A 13,487-nucleotide genomic window follows, 5' to 3' on the forward strand; every position below is an offset into this window, starting at 1 on the left:
GAGGCGTTGGACGAGATTGCGATCACACGGAACATCGCTACGGCGAGCAGCGTTACGATATCCTCGTTATCTGCCGGCTCGGTTTCGGCGGGTTCGGTGAACGCCGAATCGTCGTCGATCACGTTCCTGGTCAATTATGCCACCGGCCAGATCGGCGTGGCGCAATCCGCGATGTCGGTGTCCGCGCAATCGACCCGGACCGGTGTACCCGGATCGGCCCCCTCGACGCTGGCGTGAGCGACTTGGCGCGAAGGCCGATCCGCGCTCGCCCCTAACCCTGCCGCGCCGCCGTCCAGCGATCCGGGTCGGGACTGTGTCCGATCAGGGCGAGGCCGTAGGCGATCGACTCGAACTGGTCCGCCGAGGTCAAGCGTTCGTCGCCGAACCGATCGGCGAACAAGCGCTGCACAGCAGGGACGAAGGAGGTCCCGCCGGTCAGGAACACCTTTTCCACCTCGTGCGCGGTGATGCCGGCCTCGTCCAGCACCTTGTCGATGGTGGCGCCGAGCCGGTCGATATCGTCGGCGATCCAGGCTTCGAAGTCGTTGCGCGTGATGGTGGAGCGGATATCGATGCCGCCGCTATTGAAACGGAAATCCACCTGGTCGTGGGCCGACAGCGCGACCTTGGCGTCGGACACCGCGCGATACAGCGAAAAGCCGAGATCGAGATCGACGATGGTGATGAAATCCTGCAGCGGGCCCGGCTTCAGCGCGGTGCGCGACAGCTCGCGCAATTCGCGCAAATCGCCGCTGCCCTTCATCATCGCCAGCTGATGCCAGCGCGCCAGGTTGGAATAGTAGTGGTTGGGGATCGGCAGCACCTTGTCGAAGGAGCGGTAGTCGCTGCCCTTGCCCAGTCGCGGCGAGACCACGTGGTCGACGATGCGGTAATCGAAGGTGTCGCCGGCGATGCCGATGCCGGCATGGCCGAGCGGTTCGGCGCGCAGCACGCCGCCTTGTCGCGAGAAACGCATCACCGAGAAATCGCTGGTGCCGCCGCCGAAATCCGCGACCAGCACGGTGGCATCGTGCTCCAGCTGGCGGGCGAACGAGAACGCCGCTCCCACCGGCTCGTAGACATAGCGCGCATGACCGGCGCCCAGCCGTTCGAACGCCGCCTGATAGCGCTGCATCGCCAGCGCCTCGTCGGGATTGCCGCCGGCAAAGCGCACGGGGCGGCCGACCATGATGGTCGGCGCCTCGAATCCGAACCTGTCTCCGCCATGACGTGCCAGCGTCCGGAGGAATGCCGCGAGCAGATCCTCGAACCGGTAGCGCTGCCGGAAGACCTGGGTGGAATTGAAGCTGGCGCTGGCGGCAAAGGTTTTGAACGACTGGATGAAGCGGTGGATATGGCGTCCTTCGAGAAACTGCTCGATCGCCCACGGGCCGCCTTCCGCCTCGGCTCCGCTGCCCGGCCGTTCTTCCCAGAAGCACAGCGCCGATACATAGACGCTGTGCCGTTTTCCGCCATGATCGAAGCGGATGGCCTCGACCTTGCCGTCCTCGGTCGCAAGCGCGACGACTGTGTTGCTGGTACCGAAATCGATGCCGATCGAGACGGCGGACGAGGCGCTCGCCATGAACCACTCTGACAGATGATTGGAAGGGGGCGGGACCATTAGCGGCTTTGCGCCGCCCTGCCAAGCCTTTGTCCGCCGGGGGCGGGACGGGTTCCGGCCGTGTCATCAAACGCCCCGCGCCGTGATGTTCCATAGCGCGGATGCAGGTTCAAACACGTTTGAGACAAGCCGACCGGCTCAGAATATGTCCGGCCAACAGGCCAGACCGGAAGTGGCCCTCGCGCATTGAGGACGATGCGAATGACCCATATCGGTAATTGGGCTGACTCAATTCAAAAGCAGCTCTCCGCGCGTTTGCAGTTGACAATATGTCATTGTACAACCTAGCCAAGGACGCATGGTGTTTTGATTCCATGACGGGCTATGTTGTAGTTGTTCGTGACTAACTTGCTCATTGTATGACAACGCCGCTTGACCCCAGCCTTTATCCCGCCAGCTACCGAACATCAGTCTGGAGAGGCGGACTGAAGGTACTTGGGTTTATGATAATAATCTTGCTTGGTGTTGTCGCACGAACACATTTGATCGACCGAGGAATCGCCCCTTCGGTACTAATCTTTGTTATGGTGTTGGTACTAGTAACTCTTGTAACGGCACTAAACGTTACATTTGCTCAGGTGACGTTGTATCCCGACCGCATAGAGCGCACCACTTGGTTTGGCAGAAAGAGCATGCTTCGAGCTGACGTGACCAAGCTGGAGCGACGTGGGAAGTTCAAAGTTCCAATTCTGTTTTCTAAAAGGGGGCTTTTTGACAGCATCCAACTACCGACAGGCGTCGAGGAGGATGCAGCATGGAAGGCTTGGATGACAATCGTACAGAATGGGGGCACGGCGCACGCGGAGGATTCTCCAACAGGAGACAGCGTTCGTGGCTCAGAGAGCAGATCCTGAGCGGCTGTTCTGGAAACGCTCAGCATTTCCGCTACTGGCCCATCTGAGACATGGCCAGCCCGACTGAGGGGGGCGGTTCTCGCTGATAAAGCGGACTCACAGCCGCGATCGTGAAAACGTCGCGAATGATCCGGAGCGGGCATTCGGCCGATGGAGGACTACGAGCAATCGCGGCTCTGGGGCACGCTGCGATGGCCTCAACCCGTAGATTGTCCCCTCCCAATTCGGTCACGCATGACTTCGAGAAGTGCGCGCGTTGATGTGTTCACCAGTGGAAATGCTACGACCCATAAGCCTCGATAGCCAAAGAGCCGATTTGCTGTGCGTGTAAACCGAGTTACAAAACTCAGTCGCAGCCTGCTCATGAACTGGGGTGCGACGTCCAGAACAAGGCCTTTGCCCCGATAATCTTTCGCAGACAGGATCATAGACCACGGAATCCACTCAGAGCTGATCCGGATGTCTTTGAAGCCTTCCCGGGTCAAAAACAGAACCGGCTGGCGCGAACCGAACAGCCTACCTGCTGACTGAATAGTAGCCGATCCGAACATGATGATGCCGACGACCCCAATCAGCAATGCTAGGATCGGCGAAACAATCCGGCGAGCCGTCGTTGGAGGGGGCCAAGGAAGCCAAGAAGAACGCCGAGACACGCTCCGGCCATGAACAATGCACCGAGCGTGAGAAAAACCCCAAAGGCAAGGAAGAAACTGAGCCGGACGCGCGATTCGTAGATTTCTAGGCAATCATTCGCTTGGAGTTTATCAGACATCTCATGCCCCGTCGTTCGCATCGAGCCGTGCGAAGTGAACTGTGCCGTAGCATGCAAAGGTTGTGGACGTCATCAGCTACAGTCGAGCTTTTTCTCGCTCCGTTTTACTCGTTGGCTTCGAGACGATTTTGACTGTTTCTGCGCTGTCTCGAATGTCTGCTTCTGGCCCAAAAGCGAAGTGCCGACCGGGGCTGAGAATGTCCGTAGGGCGGAATAGCGCTAGCGTATTCTGCCGTTACAGCCGCCGAGTTGGCGCATGACGCTTCGCTAATCCGCCCTTGGGGCTGAAATGATGGCCGCAACGCAGATGGGAGATTGCGATGGATGATCGAACCGTGCGGGTGGCGCTGGAACGCCATTGGAATGCTTCGGACGCGAACGATTTCAACGTCGAACATGAAATCTACCGCGACGATGCCGTGCTTGATTATCCGCAATCGGGCGAGCGAATTCGGGGCCGGTACAACATTCAGGAGAGCCGGTTCGTCCAGCCGAACAAGAAGCGTTTTACGGTCCGGCGAATTGTCGGCAGCGGCGATCTCTGGGTCACTGAATTTGTACTTAGCTATGACGGCATACCATCCTACGCGGTGAGCATCATGGAATTCCGCGACGGACTGGTGGCCAACGAAACGCAATATTTCGCCGATCGGTTTGACCCCGCATCCTCGCGTGCGCATCTTGTTGAACTCGTAGCTCGTAGACCGGATTAGCGAAGCGCCATCCACCCGCTACGAGCTATCCGCTGCTGCGGCGGGATTCCATGCACGTCAATTGGTGAAGCCGCGTCATTCCCCGCGCAAGCGCGTAGCGCTTGTCGCTGAGGGCGCGCGTGCAATGTGTGACCCCGGAATCCATCGGGCCACATGCGCCAGCGGCGAAATGGATTCCGGGCTCGCGCCAAAATGGCGCGCCCCGGAATGACGGGGAGGCAGTGGCACGCCCAAAACAGCCTGACGGGCAAATCACCAAAAGTCTGACCAGTGCCTTGCGCGAAAATATTCTGGTTCACAGCCAGGCCAAATCACCGCCATGTCCCGCGTTATCCCGCACCCGCAAGAGGGGCGTATCGCGATCGTCACGGACGTTGGGCGCGGGAAGCGGTGGACGCGGCAGCGGCGAGAGACGAACGCCGGTGAACGCGGACGGCGAAGCCGTGTGGTCCTGACGCCCCGACGCTGGCGTCAAGTTGGCGATGATGCCTGCGCATCACGCTGGCGACGGTGACAATAAAGCCCGGTCACCGGGGAGAGCGCGGAGTAAGCCGTTAAAACCATTGCGCAGGGAAGGCCGGGCTGTCCCGGTATACCTGTGGTGACGAACTCGTGTGCTTTCTACCTTTTGCACGCGAGGCTGCGGGTGCAACGGCCACCCGGCCTTCCCCGCGCCCTCATTTGAGGGGCGCGCTATGCCCTCTGTTGTTGAGCGGCGAAACGTTCGTGCATGACTCGGGCGCTCCGCGCCGCGAGACAGTGAGGGGTGTCTATGTGGCAGCTTGAGCTGCCCGTCTCTGCCGGCTTTAAAAATGTGATACAGTAGCTTGTTAAAACCAATCCGACTCCGGCGATCCTGCAGCGGTCAGCAATCCACTCCGATCTGGGCAAATCGTGCTTTTTAGCTCGCCTGCTGTCATGGCAATCAAATGAAACGAATCTTCGTCTTGGTCGGTATAGCTCTGGCGGCTTCACCGGCAATGGCCGAACCGACGCAATTCACGATCGGGAATTCCAATGTGGAGGCTATAGATGGCCATCCACGCAAATTGACGATTCACACCGTTGCCCCCATGAGCAATGAGATCAGGATCCTGGGTAGTACCCGAACAACTGCGGGATGCGATGTCCTCACGAGAACCACCTACCAAATTATCGAGCCGCCGCAAAATGGCACGCTTTGCTTTAGGATGGAAAACACAACATTGAAGGTGGCGTCCAAATGCGTTGGGCAAGAGGTGATGGCTTGGATTGTCTACTACAGGCCGAACGGTCCTTACGTCCGTCAGGATTCCTTTAAATATTCGACGATCGTCGCTCACACGGTCGCCGCGATGGACATAGCCGATATCACCATCACCAAGAGTCCCTCTCCATTTCCTCAGGAAATGGCGGCGCCGGCGCCGCAGGTACCCGGTCCGATGCGGCGATGCCCGGACCCTATTAGTAAAGCTGCACCTTCGCCTTAAAATGCGGTCTCCCCTATATATGTCAGCCGTTCTGACCTTATTATTTGGCGTTGCGGCCGACCGTCTTTGTCGTTTAGAAAGGGCTTCGGAACGTCTTCCGGCCATAAATCCTTCAACGATTTGGCCGAGAATTCGGGCTCCAAAGGGTCTGGCAATGCTGATTCGCAGCGAAAAAGTTGGAGTTTCCGGGGGAGCGGCCTCTGCCGCCCGTCCTGACGCGATTCCGGCTGCGGCGTCCCTGCCCACCCTGCTTCTTGGCGGGCTTCTGCTTCTTATCGGCCCCTGAGGGCCGTCTGGGCGGTTGCGCCTGGGCACTCAGGGGTTTGAGCGAGATGATCGAAAGAACCCTTCAGCGCCCAAGATAGCGGCGCACCAGCTACAAGGAATTTTCCAATGACCACGGTGAACAAGTCCGAGAAGGACCGCGTCATTATATTCGACACCACGTTGCGCGACGGCGAGCAATGCCCGGGCGCGACCATGACCTTCGAGGAGAAGCTCGAGGTTGCCGAGATGCTCGACGACATGGGCGTCGATGTCATCGAGGCCGGTTTCCCCATCACCTCCGAAGGCGATTTCCAGGCGGTCAGCGAGATCGCCCGGCGTTCCAAGAATGCGGTGATCGCAGGTCTCGCGCGGGCGCATCCGAAGGACATCGACCGCTGCGCCGAAGCGGTAAAATTCGCCAAGCGCGGCCGCGTCCATACCGTGATCGCGACCTCGCCGCTGCACATGCGGGTCAAGCTCAACATGACGCCGGAGCAGGTGATCGAAACCTCGATCGCCAACGTCGCCCGCGCCCGCAACCATATCGACGACGTCGAATGGTCGGCCGAGGATGGCACCCGCAGCGAGATGGATTTCCTGTGCCGGATCGTCGAGGCCGTGATCAAGGCCGGCGCCACCACGGTCAATATTCCCGATACTGTCGGCTATACCGTGCCCGAGGAATACACCCACTTCATGCGCACGCTGATCGAGCGGGTGCCGAATTCCGACAAGGCGATCTTCTCGGTCCATTGCCACAACGATCTCGGCATGGCGGTGGCGAATTCGCTGGCGGGCCTCGCCGGCGGCGCGCGGCAGATCGAATGCACGGTCAACGGCATCGGCGAGCGGGCGGGCAACGCCGCGCTCGAGGAGGTCGTGATGGCGATCAATGTGCGCAACGACAAATTCCCTTACTGGAACAGGATCGACACCACGCAACTGACGCGGGCCTCGAAGCTGGTCTCGGCGGCGACCTCGTTCCCGGTGCAGTACAACAAGGCGATCGTCGGCCGCAACGCGTTCGCGCATGAAAGCGGCATCCATCAGGACGGCGTGCTGAAGGACGCATCGACCTACGAGATCATGCGGCCCGAAATGGTCGGCCTGAAGCAGTCGTCGCTGGTGCTCGGCAAGCATTCGGGACGCCATGCCTTCGTCCACAAGCTGGAGGAGATGGGCTACAAGCTGGGCCCGAACCAGCTTGAAGACGCGTTCGCGCGGATGAAGGCGCTGGCCGACCGCAAGAAGGACATCTACGACGAGGACATCGAGGCGCTGGTCGATCAGGAGATCATGGCTTCGCACGACCGCATCAAGCTGGCCTCGCTCACCGTGATCGCCGGCACCCACGGGCCGCAGCGCGCCACCATGAAACTCAATATCGATGGCCAGGTCCGGATCGAGGAGGCCGAAGGCAACGGCCCGGTCGATGCCGTGTTCAACTGCATCAAGCTGTTGGTGCCGCATGAGGCGAAGCTGGAGCTCTATCAGGTCCATGCGGTCACGCAGGGAACCGACGCGCAGGCCGAGGTGTCGGTGCGGCTCGCCCATGAGGGGCGGTCGATGACCGCGCGCGCAGCCGATCCGGACACGTTGGTGGCTTCGGCCAAGGCCTATCTCGGCGCGCTCAACAAGATCGTCATGAAGCGGCAGCGCGACGTTCCGGCAGCGGCGGCAAGCTGACGAACAAGGTTCTTCGTCATTCCCCCGATGCGCAGCGCATCTGAGGTTCGCCTCTTCGAGGCGAACTGGAATGGCAATCAACGGCTCAGAGAAGGACGCGGTGCCTCGGCACCGCGTTTTGCGTTGCAGCAAATGCAAAACAGACCCTGCTAAAGGGGCGATGGCATTTCGCGCGGCTTCTCTGTATTGGTGCCAGAGGCATGAATGGTTGAGCCGTGCAATGCGCGAGCTTTGCCGACATCAGGCGGGAGGAAACAAAAAAGATGCATAAACTGATTATGGCTGCGGCATCGGTCGCGGCATTGGCGTTGGCAGGATCGCTCGCAGTATCTTGGTCAGGCCCGGCGGCGGCGCAGTCGCCGATCGTCATCAAGTTCAGCCATGTGGTGGCGGCGGACACGCCGAAGGGCAAGGCGGCCGAGAAGTTCAAGGAGCTTGCCGAGCAATACACCAACGGCCGGGTGAAGGTCGAAGTCTATCCGAACTCGACGCTCTACAAGGACAAGGAAGAGCTGGAAGCCCTGCAACTCGGTGCGGTTCAGATGCTGGCGCCGTCGAATTCCAAGTTCGGCCCGATCGGCATCAAGGAATTCGAGGTGTTCGATCTGCCCTACATCCTGCCGGACCTGAAATCGCTGCGCAAGGTGACCGACGGGCCGCTCGGCGCCAAGCTCCTGAAGCTCCTGGACACCAAGGGCATGACCGGCCTGGCCTACTGGGACAACGGCTTCAAGCAGATGAGCGCCAACAAGAAGCTGATCGCGCCGGAAGACTACAAGGGGCTGAAGTTCCGCATCCAGTCGTCGAAGGTGCTGGAATCCCAGTTCCGCGCGCTTGGCGCGATCCCGCAGGTGATGGCGTTCTCCGACGTTTATCAGGCGCTGCAGACCGGCGTCGTCGATGGGCAGGAAAACACCTGGTCGAACATCTACACCCAGAAGATGCACGAAGTGCAGAAGTACATGACGGTCACCAACCACGGCTATATCGGCTACGTCGTGGTCGTGAACAAGAAATTCTGGGACGGCTTGCCGGCCGATATTCGCGACCAGCTGTCGAAGGCGATGAAGGAGGCCACCGACTACGGCAACAACCAGTCGGCCAAGGAAAACGACGACGCGCTGGAGGCGATCAAGAAGTCCGGCAGGAGCGAATTGCTGACGCTGACGGCCGAGCAGGACGAGGCCATGCGCAAGGCCATGATGCCGGTCTACAAGGACGTGGCGTCGCGGGTCGGTCAGCCCCTGATCGACGAATTCCTCAAGGAGACGGGCCGCAGCCCGATGAACTGAGCAACGATCGCGGGGCCGTTTGCGCGGCTCCGCGGATTTTAAGGATCGGGCGGCTGAAGCGTGATGAGATCAGGTTGAAGCGGGCGGTATCGGAAGTGACCTCTCCTATCGGGAGAGGTCGGCTTGCATCGTCGGATGCGAGCCGGGTGAGGGGTTAAGGTCTATCGTTGGAGCTGCGCGCCCTCACCCGGATTGCACTGGACGATGCTGCGTATCGCCAAGAGCAATCCGACCTCTCCCCGACAGGGAGAGGTGAGTGGAGCATGCGGCCAAATCGATTCAACCAAACCCATGCCGCCTTCAGGTAACCCGCCCGATTGTTACAGGGGACATCGATGTTGTTACGCATTCTCGACCGGTTTGAGGAATTCATCATCGCGGCCCTGATGGGGGCGGCAACGCTGCTCACCTTCATCACCGTGCTGCATCGCTTCCTGGTCGACGTTCCCTTCCTGTATCCGATCCTGTTTCCGATCAACCTCGCCTGGTCGCAGGAATTGTGCATCTACATGTTCATCTGGATGGCCAAGTTCGGCGCCGCCTATGGCGTGCGGATCGGCATCCATGTCGGCGTCGACGTGCTGATCAACCGTCTCGATGAACGATGGCGCAAGGGCGTGATCCTGTTCGGGCTGCTGGGCGGGGCGCTGTTCACCGCCGTCGTCGGCACCATGGGCGCCAAATTCGTGATCGAATTGATGGGGACCGATCAGGTCTCGCCCGATCTCGAGATCCCGAGCTGGATCGTCTACGCCTGCATTCCGCTCGGCTCCTACCTGATGTGCTTCCGCTTTCTCCAGGTCTGCTGGACGTTCTGGAGGACCGGCGAACTGCCGCATCATGACGCCACCAATGTCGACGGCATCGAAGTCGTCAGCTCAAAAGCGCCGATCGCGATCGGAGAAGCGTGATGAGCGCCGCCATCATTTTCGGGCTGCTGTTCGCCCTCATGCTGACGGGCATGCCGGTTTCGATTTCGCTCGGCCTGACCGTGCTGACCTTCCTCTTCACCATGACCGAGGTGCCAATCGAAAGCGTCGGCCTGAAACTGTTTTCCGGCCTCGACAATTTCGGCATCATGGCGATTCCGTTTTTCATCCTCGCCGGCCAGTTCCTGACCCGCGGCGGCGTCGCGCGTCGCATGATCGCGTTCACGACGTCGCTGGTGGGGCATTATCACGGCGGGCTCGGCCTCGCCGGTGTGGCGGCCTGCGCCATGTTCGCCGCGATCTCCGGATCGAGCGTCGCGACCGTGGTGGCGATCGGCTCGATCATGATGCCGGCGATGGTCGATCACGGCTATCCGCGCCGTTTCGGCGTCGGCGTGATCTCGACCTCGGGCGCGCTCGGCATCCTGGTGCCGCCCTCGATCATTCTGGTGCTGTACGGCGTGTCCACCAACACCTCGATCGGCGCGTTGTTCATCGCCGGCATCGTGCCGGGAATCCTGCTGGCGGCGATGCTGGCCCTGGTCACCTGGTTCATCGCCCGGCGCAACGACTATCCCCGCATGCCCAGGGCGACGTTCCGCGAGCAGTTCCATGCGTTCCGCGAAAGCCTGTGGGGGCTGCTGCTGATCGTGCTGGTGCTCGGCGGCATCTATGGCGGCGTCTTCACGCCGACCGAAGCTGCGGCGGTCGCCGCGGTCTACGCCTTCATCATCACCGTATTCGTCTACAAGGAACTGAAGCTTTCCGATGTGCCGAAGGTGCTGTTGCAGGCGGCGAGCATGAGCTCGATGCTGCTTTACATCATCACCAACGCGGTGCTGTTCTCGTTCCTGATGACGCATGAACAGATCCCGCAGGAAATGGCGGCGTGGATCATCGACAAGAATTTCGGCGTCTGGACGTTCCTGCTGGTCGTGAATGTGATCCTGCTGGCGGCCGGCAATGTCATGGATCCGTCGTCGATCCTTCTGATCATGGCGCCGATCCTGTATCCGCTTGCCAGCAAGCTCGGCGTCAACCCGGTGCATCTGGGTATCCTGATGATCGTGAACACCGAGGTCGGATTGTGCCATCCGCCGGTGGGGTTGAACCTTTATATCACCAGCAGCATCGCCAAGATGGGCATCAGTGAAATCACCGTCGCGGTGCTGCCGTGGTTGTGCGCGATGCTGATTTTCCTGGGCCTGATTACCTATGTCCCGGAGATTTCATTGTGGTTGCCGCATTTGCTCGGCATGATGTGATTATGTTTCAATTAATGTCGGCGGATTACATCTTTGTAAGACAGCGCACCCTGTCCAATCTGTAAGTTGAATGAGCGCCGGATCGCGCTCATTCTTGCGTAACCTTTTGAAGGAGGCTCGCATGAAAAAGATTTTACTCGCTGGCGTCGCGACGTTCGTCATCGCCGGTTCGACCGTTGTTTATGCCCAGCATCGTCCGTGGGTTCGCGAGCACATCCGAATGAGCCCCGAGGACAGGGCGGCGTTGACCGATGCGCGCATCGCGGCCGTGCATGCCGGTCTCAAGCTGACGCCCGACCAGGAAAAGCTGTGGCCGCCGGTCGAAGCCGCGGTGCGCGATTTCGCCAAGCAGCGGATCGATCGCGCCAATGCGCGGATGAAGGCGCGCGAGGACGATGCGCAGCAGCCGGATGATCCGGTGGCGCGCCTGCGTGAAAGCGCCGACAACATGGCGGCCTCGGCGGCGGCCTTGAAGAAGATCGCCGATGCGGCCGATCCGCTCTACAAGACGCTGGATGACGGCCAGAAGCGGCGCCTCAAGCTGCTGACGCATCTGGAGCACCGGTTTGGCGGCGGCTGGCGCCACCGTGCCTGGGAGCGGGGCCTGGGCCATGACGGCGACGGCAATCGGGACGGCGGACGGGGCGGCTCCGAGCGGCTTTGACCGCCCGGTTCTTTCGAGCTGCCTGAAAGCGCGCGGAAAGCCGCCGGGAAACCGGCGGCTTTTCAGTGTTTTACGGTCGGCCGCGACAGAAGGGGAAAGCTCGGCCTGATGCTGGACATCGGGGGAACGCTTTGCTAAACGACCGGCTCTTGCGAGGGTCTTCCCGGACAAGTCCGGGCGCATAGCTCAGTTGGTAGAGCAGCTGACTCTTAATCAGCGGGTCGTAGGTTCGATCCCTACTGCGCCCACCAAGCGATTTCAATCACTTAGCTGGGGACAGAACCGGAACACTCAAGCCGGTTTGCTGCGCGGTTTGCAATTTTTGTTCCCGTGGGATGCGGAAGCGGCTGGGCGGGCGTGGAAGCTCCCGACTCTTTTCGCGCTGGCGCACCGTCAGGATGGCACCAGCGGCACGCGCAATGCCTGCTCGTTGTTGATGACGTCCCTTATTTTGAGCGCCTCGGCGAGGCGATCGATGCCGGCGCGGATCTGGTCTTCCGACAGCGAGGCGTAGCCCAGCAACAGCCAATTGGCCTCGAACTGTGATCCATCATATTCGTGGCCGCCACCCGACTGCACGGTATAGACGCCGATGTTGCGGGTCCGCGCAATCGCCTTGATGTTGTGGGCGGGAACGAACGAGGCCGGCAGCCGCCACGCGACATGGGTGCCGGCATCCGTGCCCATCAGATCGACATCGCCGAACCGCTCGCGCAGTGCGCTGATCAGGGCATTGCGGCGTGAAAAATAATGCTGCTGGCTGCGCCGCAGATGCCGCATGAAACCGCCGCCCTGCATGAAACGCGCGAGGGCGGCTTGCTCGAGCCACACCTGGCCGTTGTCGAGCAGCGCTTTGGCCGTAGCGGCCGCATCGACCAGATGCTCGGGAAAGATCGCAAAGCCGGTGCGCAGGCCGGCGCCGAGCGATTTGGAGAATGTGCCGAGATAGACGACGTGGTCGGGGCTGAGCGCCTTCATCGCCGGCAGCGGCGCGCCGTCATAGCGAAACTCGCTGTCGTAATCGTCCTCGATCACATAAGCGCCGGTTTGCTGGGCCCAGCGCAGAATGGTCCGGCGCCGGTCAAGCGTCAGTGTCGCGCCCATGGGAAATTGATGCGACGGCGTAAGATAGGCAATACGGGCGTCGGTGGCGGCAACGGCGGTGGCGTCGATTCCGGAGCGGTCGATCGCAATCGGCCGCAAGCGCATCTGGTGGCTCTCGAACAGATACGCCGCACCCTGGTTGCAGGGATTTTCCACCACGATCTCGTCGCCCTGCGAGGCCAGGAGGCGCAACACCAGGTTCAGCGCCAGTTGCGCGCCTGCAAGGATCACGACCTGTTCCGGCCGTACCCGGATGCCGCGCGTATGGCTGACATGGTTGGCGACCTCGGCACGCAGCGCCATTAAACCGCAGGGGTCGCCATATTCGGTGAGGTTATGCCCGGCGGTCGCCAGCGACTGCATGATGAGGCGGCGCCATGTCTTCAGCGGAAAGGCGCGGGGGTCGGTGCGCTGGGTCCAGAAATCGATCGGGATGTTGGAGTTGTTGAGGATCGCGTGCTGACGGCCAGAGAACACATGGGCGGAACGGAATTCCGACGTCTCGGAAAAATCCGCGGCTTCATCGTTCGTCTTTGTATCCATCGCCTGGTCCGGCAGGATATCAGCGACGAAGGTGCCGACCATGGGCCGTGCGATTAGATAGCCTTCGTTGATCAGCCGCTCATAGCCGAAGATCACCGAATTGCGGGATACTTTGAGCTGCGCGGCCAGAATCCGGGATGAAGGAACCGGCGAGCCCGGGCGCAGGACCCCGGTGACGATCTGTTCCCGGATCTGGCCAAAAATCTGTTCCTGCAGGCTTTCCGCGCTGCCACGGTCGAGGGATATCAGCACTAACGGCCTCAAGCGTTCAACGTTCCACAGCAAAGACCATTTTGGCCGATGCA

10 protein-coding genes and 1 tRNA gene are annotated in these 13,487 nt (G+C 60.7%); 9 read left to right on the forward strand and 2 right to left on the reverse strand.

The window, feature by feature from the left end; all coding sequences use genetic code 11:
• Positions 1-96: 96 nt before the first annotated feature.
• Positions 97-237, forward strand: a complete 141-nt coding sequence (locus HB630_RS01860) for a hypothetical protein (RefSeq protein WP_213769694.1) — start codon at positions 97-99, stop codon at positions 235-237.
• A 34-nt stretch (positions 238-271) separates the two neighbouring features.
• Here HB630_RS01860 and HB630_RS01865 read toward each other — a convergent pair whose 3' ends face one another.
• The gene (locus tag HB630_RS01865) at positions 272-1,585 is read right to left on the reverse strand and encodes an Hsp70 family protein (RefSeq protein ID WP_213769696.1); all 1,314 of its coding nucleotides are present in this window, start codon (positions 1,583-1,585) and stop codon (positions 272-274) included.
• Positions 1,586-3,570: 1,985 nt separating this feature from the next.
• On the opposite strand from HB630_RS01865, the gene HB630_RS01870 reads away from it, so the two are divergent.
• From HB630_RS01870 to HB630_RS01905, 8 genes are all read left to right on the forward strand, one after another.
• Positions 3,571-3,963: a nuclear transport factor 2 family protein gene (locus tag HB630_RS01870; protein ID WP_213769698.1), complete on the forward strand. Its 393-nt coding sequence runs from the start codon at positions 3,571-3,573 to the stop codon at positions 3,961-3,963.
• Between the two features lie 929 nt (positions 3,964-4,892).
• Positions 4,893-5,432 (forward strand): hypothetical protein, encoded by a 540-nt coding sequence (locus HB630_RS01875; protein WP_213769699.1) that lies wholly within the window; start codon positions 4,893-4,895, stop codon positions 5,430-5,432.
• 393 nt (positions 5,433-5,825) lie between these two features.
• Entirely contained in the window at positions 5,826-7,385 is a 1,560-nt protein-coding gene (locus tag HB630_RS01880) for a 2-isopropylmalate synthase (protein ID WP_213769700.1), read from the forward strand.
• A gap of 263 nt (positions 7,386-7,648) precedes the next feature.
• Positions 7,649-8,677: a TRAP transporter substrate-binding protein gene (locus tag HB630_RS01885; RefSeq protein WP_213769701.1), complete on the forward strand. Its 1,029-nt coding sequence runs from the start codon at positions 7,649-7,651 to the stop codon at positions 8,675-8,677.
• 335 nt (positions 8,678-9,012) lie between these two features.
• Positions 9,013-9,588 carry a TRAP transporter small permease gene (locus tag HB630_RS01890; protein ID WP_213769702.1) on the forward strand — a complete coding sequence of 192 codons (576 nt, stop codon included), beginning with the start codon at positions 9,013-9,015 and terminating at the stop codon, positions 9,586-9,588.
• Positions 9,588-10,871, forward strand: coding sequence for a TRAP transporter large permease subunit (locus tag HB630_RS01895; RefSeq protein ID WP_213769703.1), 1,284 nt, complete (start codon positions 9,588-9,590; stop codon positions 10,869-10,871). The genes HB630_RS01890 and HB630_RS01895 overlap by 1 nt, the downstream gene beginning before the upstream one ends.
• Positions 10,872-10,992: 121 nt before the next feature.
• The gene (locus tag HB630_RS01900; protein WP_213769705.1) at positions 10,993-11,535 is read left to right on the forward strand and encodes a Spy/CpxP family protein refolding chaperone; all 543 of its coding nucleotides are present in this window, start codon (positions 10,993-10,995) and stop codon (positions 11,533-11,535) included.
• 175 nt (positions 11,536-11,710) lie between these two features.
• Positions 11,711-11,786: transfer RNA gene (locus HB630_RS01905), tRNA-Lys, on the forward strand.
• Positions 11,787-11,928: 142 nt separating this feature from the next.
• Here HB630_RS01905 and HB630_RS01910 read toward each other — a convergent pair.
• Positions 11,929-13,434 carry a PLP-dependent aminotransferase family protein gene (locus HB630_RS01910; protein WP_213769706.1) on the reverse strand — a complete coding sequence of 502 codons (1,506 nt, stop codon included), beginning with the start codon at positions 13,432-13,434 and terminating at the stop codon, positions 11,929-11,931.
• Positions 13,435-13,487 lie beyond the last annotated feature (53 nt).

Source organism: Bradyrhizobium sp. dw_78, from assembly GCF_018449525.1.
In the GTDB taxonomy this organism is placed as follows: domain Bacteria; phylum Pseudomonadota; class Alphaproteobacteria; order Rhizobiales; family Xanthobacteraceae; genus Bradyrhizobium.